The following is an 18541-nucleotide window of genomic DNA, read 5'->3' on the forward strand; positions in this document are numbered from 1 at the left end:
CCGCGCAAGCGGGGCCTTTTCTTTTGTGTCCGGCGTTGCCCACAGGGCGGCGCGGGTGTTTCACGTGGAACACACCCGCGCGTTCCCTGGGTATCTTCGGCGCCATGTTTCACGTGAAACATCGCCGAGGGCAGAGTCCGCCAAACGAATGCCGCTATAATTCGACATCCCGAATTTTCCCGCCTAGCCTCCCGGAGGAGGTGTCCCATGCTTTACCCGAAAGAATTCGACGTCATTGTCGTCGGCGGTGGTCACGCCGGCACCGAAGCTGCCCTCGCCGCCGCGCGCATGGGCTGCCAGACACTGCTGCTCTCGCACAACATCGAGACGTTGGGCCAGATGAGCTGCAATCCGTCGATCGGCGGCATCGGCAAGGGACACCTGGTCAAGGAAGTGGACGCCATGGGCGGTGCGATGGCCGCCGCCACGGACGAGGCCGGTATCCAGTTCCGCATCCTCAACTCCAGCAAGGGCCCGGCCGTGCGCGCCACGCGAGCCCAAGCCGACCGGGTGCTGTACCGCAAGGCGATCCGCTCGCGCCTGGAAAATCAACCCAACCTGATGCTGTTCCAGCAGGCCGTCGATGACCTGATGGTGGAGGGCGATCGGGTAGTGGGGGCGCGTACCCAGGCGGGCATCGACTTCCGGGCGCGGGCCGTGGTGCTGACGGCGGGGACGTTCCTCGACGGCAAGATCCACGTGGGCCTGGACAACTACACCGGCGGTCGTGCGGGCGACCCCGCCGCCGTATCGCTATCGGCACGTCTGAAGGAATTGAAGCTGCCGCAGGGACGGCTGAAGACCGGGACGCCGCCGCGCATCGATGGTCGGACCATCGATTTTTCCATCATGGAAGAGCAGCCCGGCGATCTGGACCCGGTGCCGGTCTTCTCATTCCTGGGGCGCCAGGAGCAGCATCCCCAGCAGCTGCCGTGCTGGATTACCCACACCAACAGCCGCACCCACGACATTATTCGCGGGGGTCTCGATCGCTCGCCGATGTACACCGGCGTCATCGAAGGAGTAGGGCCGCGCTACTGCCCGAGCATCGAGGACAAGATTCACCGCTTCTCGGGCAAGGAAAGCCATCAGATTTTCCTTGAACCGGAAGGGTTGACCACCAACGAGTTCTACCCGAACGGCATCTCCACGAGCCTGCCATTCGACGTGCAGCTGGACCTCGTGCATTCGATCCGGGGTATGGAGAACGCGCATATCCTGCGCCCGGGCTATGCCATCGAGTACGACTACTTCGACCCGCGCGGCCTCAAGGCATCGCTGGAGAGCAAGGCCATCCAGGGGCTGTTCTTCGCCGGCCAGATCAACGGCACGACCGGCTATGAAGAGGCTGCAGCACAAGGCCTGCTGGCCGGTATCAATGCGGGATGCTTCGTGCGCGAGCGCGATGCCTGGACACCGCGCCGGGACCAGGCCTACCTGGGGGTGCTCGTCGACGACCTGATCACGCGTGGCGTGACCGAGCCGTACCGGATGTTCACAAGCCGCGCCGAATTCCGCCTGAGCCTGCGCGAGGACAACGCCGACATGCGCCTGACCGAAGTCGGCCGCGAACTGGGCGTCGTGGACGATGTACGTTGGGATGCATTCAACCGCAAGCGTGACGCTGTTTCACGTGAAACAGAGCGATTGAAGTCCACGTGGGTCAATCCGACGCTGCTGCCGGAAACCGACGCCGTACCGCTGCTCGGCAAGGCGATCGAGCGCGAATACTCGCTGGCCGATCTTCTACGTCGTCCGGAAGTCCGTTACGAGGCACTGGTTGCCTTGCAGGGCGGCCGTTACGCGCCGGAAGCGCCGCTTGCCGACGATGTCATGCTGGCCGAGCAGATCCGCGAGCAAATCGAGATCGGCATCAAATACCACGGCTACATCGCCCGCCAGGCGGCCGAGGTGGACAAGCTGGGCGCCAACGAGGCGACCAAGCTGCCCCTCGATTTCGACTACACCGAAGTTCGCGGCCTGGGTTTCGAGGTCAGCCAGAAGCTGAATCAACACCGTCCGGAAACGCTGGGCCAGGCATCGCGGATCTCGGGCGTCACGCCGGCGGCGATCTCGCTGCTGCTGGTCCATCTGAAGAAGAAGGGCATGGGGCGTATGGGGCAGACGAACGGGAAGGCCGGCAACGGTCAGGAGGCTGCCTGAGTGGGAGGCTTCCGATACACCGTGATCGACGAGGCCGCCCAGCGTCAGCGCCTGGAAGCGGGGCTTGGCGCCATCGGCCTCGCACTGGCGCCCGCCCAGATCGAGACGCTGTTCGCATACCTGACGCTGCTCCGCAAGTGGAACAGCGTCTACAACCTCACCGCCATCCGTCATCCCGACGAGATGCTGACCCACCACTTGCTCGATTCGCTGGCAGCGGTGCCTGCGCTGGCCGAGGCCGCGCGCAGCGCGGCCGTACCCGATGCTGCGCGGGGCAGGGTGCTCGACGTGGGCTCGGGTGGCGGCATGCCTGGCATGCCGCTGGCCATTACCTGCCCCGATGTGTCGGTGCTGATGGTCGATATCGTTCAGAAGAAGACCGCATTCCTGACGCAGTGCCGCGCGCAACTGCACCTGACCAATGCCGCAGCGCACTGGGGCCCGGTCGAGAAGATCGAGGATGCCGATGGCTATGCCGTCATTACGTCGCGCGCGTTTGCCGAGCTGACGGACTTTGTGAACCTGTCCGGCCACTTGGTGGCCCCAGGCGGCAAGCTGCTCGCCATGAAAGGGGTTTATCCCCAGGCCGAGATCGACAGGATGGAAGCCGCCGGCCTGATGCAGACATGGCAGGTGGAAGCGGTGCCGAAACTGGTCGTTCCAGAACTCGATGCGGAACGGCATCTCGTAGTGCTATCGCGGCGTTGAATTCGCTGTTTTAGAATTTGGTAAGTGTTATTCGTCGCATGAATACGAAGACACGCACAGGGAGCTGCAAGCGCATATGGCCAAGGTATTTGTGATCGCAAACCAGAAGGGCGGCGTCGGCAAGACCACCACTACGGTGAATCTGGCCGCCGGTCTGGCCGCGCAGGAGCAGCGCGTGCTGCTGGTCGACCTGGACCCCCAGGGCAATGCCTCGATGGGCTCGGGTATCGACAAGCAGTCGCTGGAACACAGTGTGTACCAGGTGCTGGTCGGCCTGGCATCGGTGCCGCAGGCAACCCGTCGGTCCGAGTCGGGCCGCTACGACGTGCTGCCGGCCAACCGCGAACTGGCCGGTGCCGAAGTGGAGCTGGTGGAGCTGGACCAGCGCGAGCGACGCCTCAAGCAGGCCCTGGCCGAAGTGGACGACCAGTATGACTTCGTGCTGATCGACTGTCCGCCGTCGCTGTCGCTGCTGACGTTGAACGGCCTGTGTGCCGCGCATGGCGTGATCGTGCCGATGCAGTGCGAATACTTCGCGCTGGAGGGGTTGTCCGATCTGGTCAACACGATCAAGCAGGTGCATGCCAACCTGAATCGCGAACTCAAGGTGATCGGCCTGCTGCGGGTGATGTTCGACCCGCGCGTGACGCTGCAGCAGCAGGTGTCGGCGCAGCTGGAGGCCCACTTTGCGGAAAAGGTATTCAAGACCGTGATTCCGCGCAATGTGCGGCTGGCCGAGGCGCCGTCATATGGCATGCCGGGCGTGGCATTCGATGCGTCCTCGAAGGGCGCCAAAGCGTATCTCGATTTCGGCGCGGAGATGATTGCGCGCGTACGCCAGCTCGGTTGAGCGGCACGAACAGACAGACAGGGAAGGGTGGCGAGCATGGTGACCGCTAAAAAGAAGGGTCTGGGCCGGGGACTGGAAGCACTGCTCGGCGGGCCCGCCGAGATTGTCGAAACCGCGAAGCAGGAAGGCGCGCCGTCGGTACTGGGCGTCAATCAGCTCCAGCCGGGCAAGTATCAGCCGCGCACCCGCATGGACGAAGGCGCGCTGCAGGAGCTGGCGGCAAGCATCCGTGCGCAGGGCCTGATGCAGCCGATCCTGGTGCGCCGCGTGGCCGAACCCGACCGGTACGAGATCATCGCCGGCGAACGCCGCTTCCGCGCGTCGAAGCTGGCCGGGCTCGACAAGGTGCCGGTGCTGGTCAAGGACGTGCCCGACCAGGCTGCCGCCGCGATGGCGCTGATCGAGAACATCCAGCGCGAAGACCTCAACCCGCTGGAAGAGGCGCAGGGCATCATGCGCCTGATCCGCGAATTCAGTTTCACGCACGAACAGGCCGCGGAGTCGGTGGGCCGCTCGCGCAGCGCGGTCTCGAACCTGCTGCGTCTGCTGAACCTCGCGTCGCCGGTGCAGACCATGCTGATGGCCGGCGATCTCGACATGGGCCACGCGCGCGCGCTGCTGGCCGTGGACGGGGCCAACCAGATCACGCTGGCCAACCAGATCGTGAACAAGCGGCTGTCGGTACGCGAAACCGAGAAGCTCGTCGCCTCGACGCTGAAGCCGTTCGACCTGAAGTCGCTCAAGCAGAAGCAGGGCAACGGTACACGCGATGTGGCGCGGCTCGAAGAGGAACTGTCTGACACGCTCGGGCTGGCGGTGCAGATCAAGCTCGGCGCACGCGGCAAGGGACAGTTGACCATCCACTTCACCAGCAACGACGCGCTCGATGGCGTGTTGGTCCGCCTGCGCGAACCGGCGGCCAGCGCCTGATACCGGCCGACGCCATCGGAAACGGGCGCCGTATACGTTTACCGGGGTTACGGCAATCGTTTTACCGATGAAATTGCCGGGCTGTCGGCATCGCGCGACAGCCCGCCGCCCATGCACCGTGTCGCGGCATGAATCTGCGCGATAACCGCACGGCCCCCAGGCGATGACCTTTCGGAATGCACGCCCTGACGGCTGCCAACGATGGCCGAACAGCCATCATGCGCGCATTGGCGTGCGCAATCCAATTACGTTACGCATCGTTGGCGCGCAATTTCGCACCATCCATCATGAACGCGTGATAGCAACCGTTGTGCGAAATTCCCTGCAAGCTAACTGAAAGCAGATTGACGCGTGTCGGCGATTGCTAATAGAATCGTGCGGTTTGAATTCTGGCCGGACCCAAAAAGTTCCGGCCTGGAACGAGGCTAGGCAGGTGGTGGTACGAGACCGTCAGCAGGAAAAATCGCAAGCCGGTACGGCATCCCGCGACAATCATCGAGACGATGGCTGGCGCGATGACTGGGATGATAGCGCCGCGCGCGAAGAGGAAGCTGTCGATCCGCTGTCGCGTGCCGAAGCGGTGAAGCTGCTTGGCGAGCGCGCGTTGCGTCCGTCGCGCATGACACCGGGCAAGGTCGTGCTGGCGCAGGTCGTCGTGACGCTGTTGTCCGCGGTTGCCTGGGCGGTGTTCGCGCATGAGCATGCACCGTCGGGCTGGTCGGCCTTCTTCGGCGGCATGGCGTGTTTCGTGCCCAGCGGCTTCTTTGCGCTGCGTCTGTATATGTCGCGCAAGCAGCCGTCGGTCGGCGGCCTGGTGGCCGGCGAGGCGATCAAGGTCTTCGGCACGATGGCACTGCTGGTGCTGGTGATCGTGCTGTACCGGGATCTGCGCTGGGTGCCGATGCTGGTCACGTTCCTGTTGGCGCTCAAGACTTATTGGGTGGCGCTCGCGATCCGCTAAGCGGAGATACGCGAATCCCGTCGCCCTTGGCAATGCATGATGCAGGGCCACGGCGTGGGATTCGGTCTCAGATGAGGCACCCATCCGGAATATCAAGTGGTTTTACGCGCAGGGCGTCACAACCGTGAAGTGCTGCGTGAGTAAGGTTTTGCCCAGAACAATAGCGCGGGCTTGCCCAGGCGGTGACCGGTCATGTGACCGAAGGCCAAAGCAAGACGCATGCCGGGCGGCCGCCAAAGCGGTTGCCGGAAACAAAGATTTCGCAATATACCGATCGTTTCGACATGTCAGCTGAAGCTACTCAAGGCGCTGGGCACACGCTCACACCCTCAGGCTATATCGCCGAACACCTGCAGAACTTTAATTCGGTCGGCGGCAAGCAGCATTCCGTCGTCGATTTCAGTGTCCTCAACTACGACACCGTGTTCTGGTCGGTGCTGTGCGGCGCCATCGCCGTGCTGTTCCTGTACATGGCCGCGCGCCGCGTCACGGCCGGCGTGCCGGGCCGCTTCCAGGCCTTCGTCGAAATGATCGTCGAGATGGTCGACGACCAGGCCAAGGGCATCATCCACGGCGACCGCTCGTGGATCGCTCCGCTGGCGCTGATGGTGTTCTGCTGGATCACCATGATGAATGCGATCGACCTGATCCCCGTGGACTGGGTCACCGGCCTGAACAACGTGCTGGGCATCTTCCACATCCACCTTCCGCACCACCGCGCGGTGGCCACTGCCGACCTGAACGGCACGCTGGGCATGTCGTGCTCGGTTCTGGTGCTGATGATCTACTACAGCTTCAAGATCAAGGGCGCGGGCGGCTTCATGCACGAGCTGTTCTCGGCCCCGTTCGGCGCCAAGTGGTACCTGGCCCCGTTCAACCTGATCCTGAACATCATTGAATTCCTGGCCAAGGCCGTGTCGCTGGGCATGCGGTTGTTCGGCAACATGTACGCCGGCGAACTGGTGTTCCTGCTGATCGCGCTGCTGGGTTCCATCTGGACGTTCAGCGCCGACCTGTCGGCACTGGGCTTCATCGGGCACGTGGTTGCCGGCACCGTATGGGCCATCTTCCACATTCTGATCGTGCTGCTCCAGGCATTCATTTTCATGATGCTGACGCTGGTGTACATCGGCCAGGCTCACGATCACCACTGATTTTCCGGTTCTTCGTTTTTTGGTTTTTTGGTTCTAAGTCTCTCTAAATTAAAGGAGTCATCATGCAAGCATATCTCGCCAACATCCAGGGTCTGACCGCAATCGGTATCGGCATCATCATCGGTCTGGGCGCTATCGGCGCCTGCCTGGGTATCGCCCTGATGGGTGGCAAGTACATCGAAGCCTGCGCACGTCAGCCCGAGCTGATGAACCCGCTGCAGACCAAGATGTTCCTGCTGGCTGGCCTGATCGACGCTGCATTCCTGATCGGTGTGGGTGTTGCAATGCTGTTCGCCTTCGCCAACCCGCTGCTGTCGGTCATTCAGTAAGTCTTTTCGGTCTGCATGATGCTGACGGGCGGCGTAGGCCTCAGTCCGATGGCCTGGCCGCCCTTGTGCATTTATCTGTAGTTTGATTACCGAAAGGAACACACCATGAATCTGAACGCAACGTTTTTTGCGCAGATGGTCGTGTTCTTCATCCTGTGGTGGGTTGTTGCCAAATTCATTTGGCCGCCGCTGGTGAAGGCGCTCGACGAACGCGCAAAGAAGATCGCCGATGGCCTCGCCGCTGCCGAAAAGGGCAAGGCGGAGCTTGAACTCGCCAACAAGCGTGTGGACCAGGCCATGGCCGAAGCCCGCACCGAAGGCGCACAACGCGTGGCCGACGCTGAAAAGCGCGCCCAGGCCGCCGCTGACGAGATCAAGCAGAACGCCCAGGCAGAAGCCGCACGCATCATCGCCCAGGCCAAGGCCGAGGCAGAGCAGCAAGTGACCCGCGCCCGCGAAACGCTGCGCGACCAGGTCGCCGTGCTTGCCGTGAAGGGTGCAGAGCAGATCCTCAAGCGTGAAGTGAACGCGCAGGTGCATGCAGACCTGCTCAATCAACTCAAGGCTGAGCTCTAATCATGGCTGAAACCGCAACCATTGCCCGTCCCTACGCTGAGGCGCTGTTCCGCGTCGCGAGCGAAGCCGGTGCAGGCAACCTGGGTGCATGGTCTGAACTGGTGTCGGAGATGGGGCAGGTTGCCGCCAACCCCGACATGCAGGCGCTCGCCACCGATCCGAACGTCCCGGGCGAAAAGCTCCAGGAACTGTTCCTTTCGGTGCTGAAGAGCCCGGTGAACGATGAAGCCCGTCGCTTCGTCAACCTGCTGGTGGAGAACAACCGCCTGACGGTGCTGCCGGAAGTCGCCGAACAGTTCCATGCGCTCAAGAATGCCCGCGAGGGTTCGTCCGACGTCGAGATCACCAGCGCATTCCCGCTGGACGATTCGCAGACGAAGGAACTGGTCGCCGCACTCGAACGCAAGTTCGGTCGCAAGCTGTACGCAAAGGTGGCGGTGGACCCGTCGCTGATTGGCGGCGTGAGCGTCAAGGTCGGCGACGAAGTGCTCGACACCTCCGTGCGCGCGCGCCTGGCTGCCATGCAAGCCACGCTGACCGCCTGACCGCAACGGCCGACGGATTGAAGAATTAGGAGCATTGTGATGCAACTGAACCCCTCAGAAATCAGCGAGCTGATCAAGTCCCGCATCTCGGGTCTTGGCGCCGACGCTGAAGTGCGCAACACCGGCACGGTGATTTCCGTGACCGATGGTATCTGCCGCGTGCATGGCCTGTCCGGCGTGATGCAGGGCGAGATGCTGGAATTCCCGGGTAACACGTTTGGCCTGGCACTGAACCTCGAGCGTGACTCGGTGGGTGCCGTGGTGCTGGGCGATTACGAACACATTTCGGAAGGCGATACGGTCAAGTGCACCGGCCGCATTCTGGAAGTGCCGGTTGGCAAGGAACTGCTGGGCCGCGTGGTCAACACGCTGGGTCAGCCGATCGACGGCAAGGGCCCGATCAACGCCAAGGAAACGGACGTGATCGAGAAGGTGGCACCGGGCGTGATCGCACGTCAGTCGGTGAGCCAGCCGGTCCAGACCGGCCTGAAGTCGATCGACGCGATGGTGCCGATCGGCCGTGGCCAGCGCGAGCTGATCATTGGCGACCGCCAGACCGGCAAGACCGCCGTGGCCGTCGACGCCATCATCAACCAGAAGGGCAAGGGCGTCTTCTGCGTGTACGTGGCAATCGGCCAGAAGGCTTCGACGATCTCGAACGTGGTGCGCAAGCTCGAAGAGCACGGCGCCATGGAATACACGATCGTCGTGGCCGCATCGGCTTCGGACTCGGCCGCCATGCAGTACCTGGCTGCCTACGCCGGCTGCACGATGGGCGAGTACTTCCGCGACCGCGGCGAAGACGCGCTGATCGTTTATGACGACCTGACCAAGCAAGCCTGGGCCTACCGCCAGGTGTCGCTGCTGCTGCGCCGCCCGCCGGGCCGTGAAGCCTACCCGGGTGACGTGTTCTACCTGCACTCGCGTCTGCTTGAGCGTGCAGCCCGCGTGAACGAAGACTACGTGGCCAAGTTCACGAACGGCGCCGTCACCGGCAAGACCGGTTCGCTGACCGCGCTGCCCGTGATCGAAACGCAGGCCGGCGACGTGTCCGCTTTCGTGCCGACCAACGTGATCTCGATCACCGACGGTCAGATCTTCCTGGAAACCGACCTGTTCAACGCCGGTATCCGCCCCGCTATCAACGCCGGTATTTCGGTGTCGCGCGTCGGTGGTGCTGCCCAGACGAAGGTCATCAAGAAGCTGTCCGGCGGTATCCGTACCGACCTGGCCCAGTACCGTGAACTGGCTGCGTTCGCGCAGTTTGCCTCGGACCTGGACGATGCCACCCGCAAGCAGCTGGAGCGCGGCCGCCGCGTGACGGAACTGCTGAAGCAGCCGCAGTACCAGCCGCTGCAGGTGTGGCAACTGGCCGCGTCGCTGTATGCCGCGAACAATGGCTTCCTCGACAACGTCGACGTGAAGGACATCCTGCCGTTCGAAAAGGGCCTGCACGATCATCTGAAGACCAAGTTCGCCGACCTCGTCAACCGCATCGAAGATACCAAGGATCTGTCGAAGGACGACGAAGCCGCCCTGCGTGCCGCGATCGAGGATTTCAGGAAGTCCGCCGCGTTCTAACCGCGTGATTCCACGGACCGCGCCGTGGCTGCCGCAAGGCATGCGGCGCGGCACGAATGGAGAGGAAAGATATGGCCGGAACGAAAGAGATTCGAACCAAGATCAAGAGCGTGCAGAACACGCGAAAGATCACCAAGGCGATGGAAATGGTCGCCGCATCCAAGATGCGCAAGGCGCAGGAACGGATGCGCAATGCCCGTCCGTATGCTGAAAAAGTGCGCAATATCGCAGCGCACCTGGCCACCGCCAACCCCGAGTTCAAGCACCCCTTCATGGTGTCGCGCGATGTCAAGCGCGTCGGCATGATCGTGGTGACGACCGACAAGGGCCTGTGCGGCGGCATGAATACGAACGTGCTGCGAGCCGTGACCAATGAACTGAAGACCCTGCAGAACCGCGGCGTGGACGTGCAAGCGACCGCCATCGGTACCAAGGGCATGCAGTTCCTCGGTCGCATCGGCGCCAAGGTGGTCTCGAACGTGGTGCATCTCGGTGACACCCCGCATCTGGAAAAGCTGATCGGCGCGATCAAGGTCCAGCTGGATGCCTTTACCAACGGCGAAGTCGACGCGGTGTACCTGGCTTATACCCGGTTCATCAACACGATGAAGCAGGAGCCGATGGTCGAGCAACTGCTGCCGCTGGCCGCAGACAAGCTGAGCCAGACCGAAGATGAAAAGCGCGCCTACTCGTGGGATTACATCTACGAGCCCGACGCCCAGACGGTTGTGGAAGAGCTGCTCGTCCGCTACGTCGAGGCGCTGGTGTACCAGGCCGTGGCCGAAAACATGGCGTCGGAGCAATCCGCGCGCATGGTGGCCATGAAGGCGGCTTCCGACAACGCCAAGAACGTGATTGGCGAACTGCAGCTGGTCTACAACAAGACCCGCCAGGCCGCGATCACGAAGGAACTGTCGGAAATCGTCAGCGGCGCAGCTGCGGTCTAAGGCGTCAAGAATTCAAGCTATCGGAGATACGAAATGAGTATCGGAAATATTGTGCAGTGCATTGGCGCCGTGGTGGACATCGAGTTCCCGCGCGACGCAATGCCGAAGGTGTACGACGCACTCGTGCTCGAAGAGGGCAACGACAAGTCGTTCGCCGAGAAGGGTCTGACCTTCGAAGTGCAGCAGCAGCTCGGTGACGGCGTGGTGCGTACCATCGCCCTGGGCTCGTCGGACGGCCTGCGCCGTGGCATGTCGGTGAAGAGCACCGGCGCCCCCATCTCCGTGCCGGTTGGCCACGGTACGCTGGGCCGCATCATGGACGTGCTGGGTCGCCCGATCGACGAAGCCGGCCCGATCGCCGCTGATGAAAAGCGCGCGATTCACCAGAAGGCACCGAAGTTCGACGAACTGTCGCCGTCGGTTGACCTGCTGGAAACCGGCATCAAGGTGATCGACCTGGTGTGCCCGTTCGCAAAGGGCGGTAAGGTGGGCCTGTTCGGTGGCGCCGGCGTCGGCAAGACCGTGAACATGATGGAGCTCATCAACAACATCGCCAAGCAGCACAGCGGTCTGTCGGTGTTTGCCGGCGTGGGCGAGCGTACCCGTGAAGGGAACGACTTCTACCACGAAATGAAGGACTCGAACGTGCTCGACAAGGTGGCCATGGTGTTCGGCCAGATGAACGAGCCGCCGGGCAACCGTCTGCGCGTGGCGCTGACCGGCCTGACGATGGCCGAGCGTTTCCGCGACGAAGGCCGCGACATCCTGTTCTTCGTCGACAACATCTACCGCTACACGCTGGCCGGTACCGAAGTGTCGGCACTGCTGGGCCGTATGCCTTCCGCCGTGGGCTATCAGCCGACGCTGGCTGAAGAAATGGGCAAGCTGCAGGAACGTATCACGTCGACCAAGACGGGCTCGATCACGTCGATCCAGGCCGTGTACGTGCCTGCCGATGACTTGACCGACCCGTCGCCGGCTACGACCTTCCTGCACCTGGACTCGACCGTCGTGCTGTCGCGTGACATCGCCGCGCTGGGTATCTACCCCGCCGTCGACCCGCTCGACTCGACCTCGCGCCAGCTGGACCCGCAAGTCGTGGGTACGGAGCACTACGAAGTGGCCCGCCGCGTCCAGCAGACCCTGCAGCGTTACAAGGAACTGCGAGACATCATCGCGATTCTGGGCATGGACGAACTGTCGCCGGAAGACAAGCTGGCCGTGTCGCGCGCTCGTAAGATCCAGCGTTTCCTGTCGCAGCCGTTCCACGTGGCCGAAGTGTTCACGGGTTCGCCGGGCAAGTACGTGCCGCTGAAGGAAACCATCCGTGGTTTCAAGATGCTGGTGGATGGCGAGTGCGATCACCTGCCGGAACAGGCCTTCTACATGGTCGGTTCGATCGACGAAGCCTTCGAGAAGGCCAAGAAGCTTCAGTAAGCGGCGTCTTTCGTCTTGGCGCCAGGCGTGGCTGCCGTGCTCCGGCACGTGGCCGCGGCCGGCGCGAAGGCGAAGATCGTGCTTCCTGATTTGCGGGAAGCCAACGCTTTCTGGAGAAAGGATCTTATATGGCAACCATTCTTGTAGACGTCGTCAGCGCGGAATCGTCGATCTTCTCCGGTCAGGCGAAGTTCGTGGCGCTGCCGGGCGAGACGGGTGAGCTGGGTATTCTGCCGGGCCACACGCCGCTGATCACCCGCATCCAGCCGGGTGCGGTGCGCATCGAGAAGGAAGACGGCAGCGAGGAATTCGTGTTTGTCGCTGGCGGTATTCTCGAAGTGCAGCCTCAGCACGTGACTGTTCTGGCCGACACCGCCATCCGCGGCAGCGACCTGGACGAAGCCAAGGCGCAGGAAGCCAAGCGCGCCGCAGAGGAACTGATGCAGAACCAGAGCAGCGATCTCGACCTGGCTCGCGCCCAAAGCGAGCTGGCCGTGGCCGCAGCGCAACTGGCTGCTATCGCCCGACTGCGTCGTAAGAAGTAAGCAAGGCACTGTAGTCGCCACGCTGTTGTTTTTTCGGCGTGGCAAATGAAAAAGGCAGCCAATCGGCTGCCTTTTTTTCTTCCGGACGCTATATTTCGTTGCCTGGACCACAAAAAAAAGCGCGCGGGCCGGGGAGGCTCCGCGCGGACGGGAAAATCCCTTCGAGGGGTCAATTCGAAGGAACGGGTTCGGTCCAGGTTTCACTTACAAGCGCAGCGGAACGTCTTGTCCGCATCATCGGCGAGTTTCCAATCATCGGAACCTCAAGCCGCGCGCTACAGGTCTTCCTGGTGTCCGGATCAGTCGACGTTGCTCGGCTGGTCCGGATAAATCGGGGAACTGCTCAGGCTTTCTTCCACACCCCTTATTTTTCACGGCTTTAGCGGCGGGGGTGCCTCACACCAAGCTCAGGTCTGTCAATGCATTGTGGGGGAAACTGCTGGGCATGGCAGTAACAAAATGTATCCTTTTGCAAGAAGATGAAAGCTCGGCTGGTAAAAATCCGGCGTTTTGGACACTTTTATTCCTATTTGAAAGCGTTTTCACGACACCGGCTGGCAATTTCTTTAGCCAGAAATGTTAAGACATTGTGAGCGTAGTGTACTGAATGCATTACGTTTTTTCGGTCGGCGCTTAATACACTCCCCGCATTAGTGGGGTGTCCGAAATGCAACCTTGAAAATTGTGTTCGCTGGCGCTTGGAGCGTTACGATTCGAAACGGTTGCAAGTGCACCTTCAGACGCTGTCAACGAGACCCTCGGCGCGTGCGTCGCTGCCGCTACACTGGCGGACGTTCGTGATTCCGCTAGATTCCTCACCATGGCCATCGACCCCCAGTTGCAAGCCTATTACCGCCAGATGGCGGAAGTGTATGCCGGCCAACCCGTTGCCGAGAGCCCCGTCGAGCGCCGTGCGCGTTTCGAGGATGTGGCCGCACGCTCGCAGCTGCCGGACCCCGATGGGCTGGCAATCACCGAGATCGGCCTGCCAGTGGATGGCGCCGTGCTGCCCGTGCGGCTGTTCCGGCCCATCGATGCTGACCGCCCACGCTTGATCGTTTATTTTCACGGGGGTGGCTGGGTCGTCGGCTCGCCTGACACACACCACACGGTGGCTGCATTGCTGGCCGCCGATACGGGCTGCGCAGTGGCCAGCGTCGACTATCGCCTGGCGCCGGAACAGGCATTTCCCCAGCCTTGCGACGATGCCATCGCGGCGGTCCAGTGGCTTGCCGATGCACGCGAGCGCCTGGGCTTCGCGCCCGAGTTCCTGGCCGTTGCCGGGGACAGCGCGGGAGGCCACCTGGCCGCGGTTGCGGCCCGCCATCTCAACGACGCTGCCGGCCGCCATGTGGTCAACGCCCAGTTGCTGATCTACCCCGTCGCCGCACCCGTGCTGAGCACCGAAAGCTACCGCGCCTTTGCCGATGGCCCCGGCCTGACGCGCGATGAAATGGCATGGTTCTGGACCCAGTACATCGGCGCCGATGCCCTGGCGCTTGGCGCCGCGCAAGCGGACCCGCGCATTCACCTGATGGCCACGCCGCCGCGCCATGTGCCGCCGGCCAGCGTGGTCATCGTGGCGTCCAACGACGTGCTGCGCGACGATGGCCTGGCGTACGCCGATTTCCTGGTGCGCCACGATGCGCCCGTGGTCACGATGGAGGCCAGCGGCATGACGCACGGGTTCGCCCGGCTCCAGCCCGACGCCCCGCGTGCGCGCGAATGGATGCGGCGCGCGGCCCAGGCCTTTGTCGCCGCCTTCGACGAAATCTGACAGACGGGGCCGGAAGCTGGCGCGGATATGACGGCCATCAGCCTCGGGGGCGGCAGCTCGGGGCGGCGTTCCCGTAGAATGGCGGTCTTACGAGGATGACCATGACCGTACTGCAGAACGACACCTTCCTGCGCGCGCTGCGCCGGCAACCCACCGAATACACGCCGCTCTGGCTGATGCGTCAGGCGGGCCGCTATCTGCCCGAGTACAACGCCACGCGCGCTCGCGCCGGCAGCTTCCTGGGGCTGGCGAAGAACCCGGCATATGCCACGGAAGTCACGCTGCAGCCGCTGGATCGTTATCCGCTCGATGCCGCGATCCTGTTCTCGGACATCCTGACCGTGCCCGACGCCATGGGTCTGGGCCTGTCGTTTGCCCAGGGGGAAGGCCCGCGCTTCGCCCATCCGCTGCGCACCGAAGCCGACGTGGCCAAGCTGGCCGTGCCCGATATGTCGTCGCTGCAGTACGTATTCGACGCGGTCAGCGAAATCCGTCGTGCCCTGGTGCAGGACGGCGCCCAGCGCGTGCCGCTGATCGGCTTCTCGGGCAGCCCGTGGACGCTGGCCTGCTATATGGTGGAGGGCGGCGGTTCGGACGACTTCCGCACCGTCAAGGCCATGATGTACGGCCGGCCGGATCTGATGCATCGGATCCTCGAAATCAACGCGCAAGCCGTTTCCGCCTACCTGAACGCCCAGATCGAAGCCGGCGCACAGGCCGTGATGGTGTTCGATACCTGGGGCGGCGCGCTCGCCGACGGCATGTACCAGACGTTCTCGCTGGCCTATATGCGGCGTGTGCTGCAGGGTCTGAAGCGCGAGCACGACGGCCAGCAGATTCCGGTCATCGTGTTCACGAAGGGCGGCGGCATCTGGCTGGAGCAGATCGCGGCGATCGAGCCCGATGCGATCGGCCTGGACTGGACGGTCAACCTGACCCAGGCGCGCCGTCGCACGGCGGACAAGGTTGCCCTCCAGGGCAACATCGACCCCACCGTACTGTTTGCGTCGGAAGCCGCAATCCGGGAACAGGTGCGCGGCGTGCTCGACAGCTACGCGGCGGGTGGCGGCAGCGACGGCCATGTGTTCAACCTGGGACATGGCATTTCGCAGTTCACACCGCCCGAAAACGTTTCGGTGCTCGTGGATGAAGTGCACAGTCACAGCCGCAAGCTGCGCGGCGCAGCGGTTGCACCTGTCGCCTGACCGGGCGGTTACCTCGCGACGCAACGATGTGATGGGTATCGGCCGCGCGGTGCCGTGGCAGGCGCAGCGCGCGTCCTGTCAAGTAAACTATTTAGCGATATTTCGCCAAAAAGGTGCCAGGGGCTTGCTGTCAAGGCTTGACTTATGCACACCGATAGGTTTGCGGCACTGCACGAGCGGGTAACCCCTTAACTCAGTTGGGGGGTCTTTGCAAGTCCTTGATTCATAAGGATTTGAATGTTCTGCAAAGGTGGTTGCAAGGGCGATGAAAGCCTTGTGCCAAGCGCCTTGCCGGGTAGTCGGTGCGACTTTTCAACAAAGTTATCCACAGGGCCGATTGGGAGGATGGAAAACCATCCGTGGATCATCGACTTAGGGTCACATTTGAAGTTTTACTTTAAGTTGATGTTGCGCCGCACACAGACATTCGTCTCCCTCCCTGACCTCATGCGCATGCACAAGATCAGCGCAAACGGGCTGCACCATGCAGGGGGTTGCGCATGACCCCGGGCATGCCGGAAGCCGCTGCCGACGCCGAGTCCGTGGCGCCTGCCCCACAGCCGACCTTGAGTCCCATCGTCCGTGTCGCACTGGATACCCCGGCCGACGACTGCTTCGACTATCTGGCCGACGACGGCGTGATGCCCGGCCAACTCGTGGTGGTGCCATTTGGCCGGCGCCAGGCGGTCGGTGTGGCCGTCGCGCGTGTGGATCATTCCGACGTGCCCGAAGACAAGCTGCGCCCCATCGTGCAACGAAACGACTGGATGCCGCCGCTGAGCGCCGAATGGATCGCCTTGGCCCGCTTCGCCGCACGCTACTACCATCGCAGGCTCGGCGAAGTGATGCTGCCTGCGCTCCCGCCGTCGCTCCGGGAGTCCGAAACCTGGGACCGCCTGGGGCAGCGCGCACGCACCACGCAGTACCGGGTACGCCCCGGCCACGCCGAAACGCTGCGCGAGGCCGCCCCGGCGCGCGCGCGCACCGTCCGCGCGCTGGCCGATGCGCTGATCGATACGCAGGACTGGGTACGCCTGGCCGACGCCCGCGAACTGTGCACGGCGGCGCCGGCACGTCTGGACGAATGGGCCGCGGCCGGCTGGGTCGAATGCATGCATGCCGACCGGCCCGTGCTGGAAACGGATACGACCCGCGCGCCATCCGTGGCGCCCACCCTGCACGCCGAGCAGCAGCAGGCGGTGGACGCCATCGCGGCGGCGCAAGCCTACGCGGCTTTCCTGCTGCACGGCGTAACGGGAAGCGGCAAGACCGAGGTCTATCTCCATGCCATGGCCCAGCGGCTTGCAGCCGATCCCTCGGCCCAGGTGCTGATGCTGGTGCCTGAGATCAATCTCACGCCGCAGCTGCAATCGCGCATCGCCGAACGCTTTCCCCATCTGCCGCTGGCGGTACTGCACAGCGGATTGGCCGACCAGGAGCGCAGCCTGCAATGGTTGGCGGCCCATCGCGGCGAGGCACGCATCGTCCTGGGCACCCGCATGGCGGTGATGGCGTCGATGCCGCACCTGAGCCTGATCGTGGTCGATGAGGAGCACGATACTTCCTATAAGCAGCAGGAAGGCCTGCGGTACTCGGCGCGCGACCTGGCCGTGTGGCGCGCCAACCAGCTTGGCATCCCCGTGGTGCTGGGGTCGGCCACGCCTTCGATGGAGACCTGGTACCGGGCGGAGCAGGGCGCGTATCGCAAGCTGGTGTTGCGCGAGCGCGCCCAGGCCGATGCGGCGCTGCCGGCCGTGCGGCTGATCGACCTCAATCACGAGCGGCAACGGCAGCGTGCGCTGTACGAAGGGCTGTCGGTGCCGCTGCTCGATGCCATCCAGCAGCGGCTGGACCGTGGCCAGCAAAGCCTGCTGTTCCTGAACCGGCGCGGCTATGCGCCCGTGCTGGCTTGCGACAGTTGTGGCTGGTTGTCCGGTTGTCCGCGCTGTTCCGCCTACCTGGTGCTGCATCGTCCCGAGCGGCGCCTGCGTTGCCACCACTGCGGCCTGGAATCCCCGGTGCCGCACCATTGTCCGGACTGCGGCAACGTCGATATTGCGCCACTCGGACGCGGCACGCAGCGGATCGAGGAAGCCCTGGCCGCGCGCTTTCCCCAGGCGCGTATCGCCCGGATCGACGCCGATTCCACGCGCCGCAAGGGCAGTGCCCAGGCGATGTTCGACGAGGTGCATGCGGGCGAGGTCGATATCCTGGTGGGCACGCAGATGGTGGCCAAAGGGCATGACTTCCAGCGCGTGACGCTGGTCGGTATCGTCCACCCGGATGCCGCGATGTTCAGCCACGACTTTCGCGCGGCCGAGCATCTGTTTGCGTCGCTGATGCAGGTGTCTGGCCGGGCGGGCAGGGCTGGGCTGGGCGGCGAAGTCATGATCCAGACGCGTTACCCCGATGCCCCCGCATTGCAGGCGCTGGCGCGCCATGACTATGATGGATTCGCGGCCAACCAGTTGCGCGAGCGGCGGCAGGCCGGGTTGCCCCCGTTTGCCTACCAGGTATTGATTACCGCCGAACACGGTCAGCTGGAGCGGGCCCTGGCGTTCCTGCACGCGGCGCGCGAACAGGCCGACACCTGTTCGATGGCATCCGAGGTGCAACTGCACGACCCGGTGCCGATGTCGATGGTCCGGCTGTTCAACAAGGAACGCGCCCAGATGCTGGTGGAAGCGGGCTCGCGCCCCGTCCTGCAGCGCTTTGTGAGTGAGTGGGTGTCAACTTTTGAAGAAGTCGGCGCGCGGGTGAAGGGCGTGCGCTGGCAGTTGGAAATCGATCCATTGCGAATCTGAAGCCCGCCGCCCCCGCGGAGAATGTTGCG

General features: G+C 63.4%; 16 protein-coding genes. All 16 read left to right on the plus strand.

The features are described from left to right. Positions 1-207: 207 nt before the first annotated feature. The 16 genes from mnmG to AC3G88_RS17045 all read left to right on the plus strand — a co-directional run bounded on the left by mnmG (position 208) and on the right by AC3G88_RS17045 (position 18512). Positions 208-2163 carry a tRNA uridine-5-carboxymethylaminomethyl(34) synthesis enzyme MnmG gene (gene mnmG / locus AC3G88_RS16970; RefSeq protein WP_488893610.1) on the plus strand — a complete coding sequence of 652 codons (1956 nt, stop codon included), beginning with the start codon at positions 208-210 and terminating at the stop codon, positions 2161-2163. Next, complete coding sequence (gene rsmG, locus AC3G88_RS16975; protein ID WP_488771749.1) at positions 2164-2871, plus strand: 16S rRNA (guanine(527)-N(7))-methyltransferase RsmG; 708 nt, start codon at positions 2164-2166, stop codon at positions 2869-2871. A gap of 76 nt (positions 2872-2947) precedes the next feature. Then, the gene (locus tag AC3G88_RS16980) at positions 2948-3721 is read left to right on the plus strand and encodes a ParA family protein (protein ID WP_153946332.1); all 774 of its coding nucleotides are present in this window, start codon (positions 2948-2950) and stop codon (positions 3719-3721) included. Positions 3722-3757: 36 nt separating this feature from the next. Beyond that, complete coding sequence (locus tag AC3G88_RS16985) at positions 3758-4651, plus strand: ParB/RepB/Spo0J family partition protein (RefSeq protein WP_153946333.1); 894 nt, start codon at positions 3758-3760, stop codon at positions 4649-4651. A gap of 433 nt (positions 4652-5084) precedes the next feature. Continuing rightward, on the plus strand, positions 5085-5612 hold the full coding sequence (locus AC3G88_RS16990) for an ATP synthase subunit I (protein ID WP_488771750.1): 528 nt from the start codon (positions 5085-5087) through the stop codon (positions 5610-5612). Positions 5613-5896: 284 nt separating this feature from the next. Beyond that, positions 5897-6766, plus strand: a complete 870-nt coding sequence (atpB, locus tag AC3G88_RS16995) for a F0F1 ATP synthase subunit A (protein WP_400393394.1) — start codon at positions 5897-5899, stop codon at positions 6764-6766. 62 nt (positions 6767-6828) lie between these two features. After that, entirely contained in the window at positions 6829-7095 is a 267-nt protein-coding gene (gene atpE, locus AC3G88_RS17000; protein ID WP_008650162.1) for a F0F1 ATP synthase subunit C, read from the plus strand. Between the two features lie 105 nt (positions 7096-7200). Beyond that, the gene (locus AC3G88_RS17005) at positions 7201-7671 is read left to right on the plus strand and encodes a F0F1 ATP synthase subunit B (RefSeq protein ID WP_029051304.1); all 471 of its coding nucleotides are present in this window, start codon (positions 7201-7203) and stop codon (positions 7669-7671) included. 2 nt (positions 7672-7673) lie between these two features. After that, complete coding sequence (locus tag AC3G88_RS17010; protein WP_153946336.1) at positions 7674-8216, plus strand: F0F1 ATP synthase subunit delta; 543 nt, start codon at positions 7674-7676, stop codon at positions 8214-8216. Positions 8217-8255: 39 nt separating this feature from the next. Further along, positions 8256-9797, plus strand: coding sequence for a F0F1 ATP synthase subunit alpha (atpA, locus tag AC3G88_RS17015; RefSeq protein ID WP_029051302.1), 1542 nt, complete (start codon positions 8256-8258; stop codon positions 9795-9797). A 71-nt stretch (positions 9798-9868) separates the two neighbouring features. Further along, complete coding sequence (gene atpG, locus AC3G88_RS17020) at positions 9869-10744, plus strand: F0F1 ATP synthase subunit gamma (RefSeq protein WP_400393397.1); 876 nt, start codon at positions 9869-9871, stop codon at positions 10742-10744. 33 nt (positions 10745-10777) lie between these two features. Continuing rightward, entirely contained in the window at positions 10778-12181 is a 1404-nt protein-coding gene (atpD, locus tag AC3G88_RS17025; RefSeq protein ID WP_029051300.1) for a F0F1 ATP synthase subunit beta, read from the plus strand. A gap of 128 nt (positions 12182-12309) precedes the next feature. Then, complete coding sequence (locus tag AC3G88_RS17030; protein ID WP_029051299.1) at positions 12310-12726, plus strand: F0F1 ATP synthase subunit epsilon; 417 nt, start codon at positions 12310-12312, stop codon at positions 12724-12726. An 820-nt stretch (positions 12727-13546) separates the two neighbouring features. Further along, positions 13547-14503 (plus strand): alpha/beta hydrolase, encoded by a 957-nt coding sequence (locus tag AC3G88_RS17035; protein ID WP_488893611.1) that lies wholly within the window; start codon positions 13547-13549, stop codon positions 14501-14503. A 101-nt stretch (positions 14504-14604) separates the two neighbouring features. Further along, positions 14605-15708, plus strand: coding sequence for a uroporphyrinogen decarboxylase (gene hemE, locus AC3G88_RS17040; RefSeq protein ID WP_488893612.1), 1104 nt, complete (start codon positions 14605-14607; stop codon positions 15706-15708). A gap of 512 nt (positions 15709-16220) precedes the next feature. Further along, on the plus strand, positions 16221-18512 hold the full coding sequence (locus AC3G88_RS17045; RefSeq protein WP_488893687.1) for a primosomal protein N': 2292 nt from the start codon (positions 16221-16223) through the stop codon (positions 18510-18512). The last annotated feature ends 29 nt before the right edge of the window (positions 18513-18541 follow it).

This window comes from Cupriavidus sp. 86D6 (genome assembly GCF_057815095.1).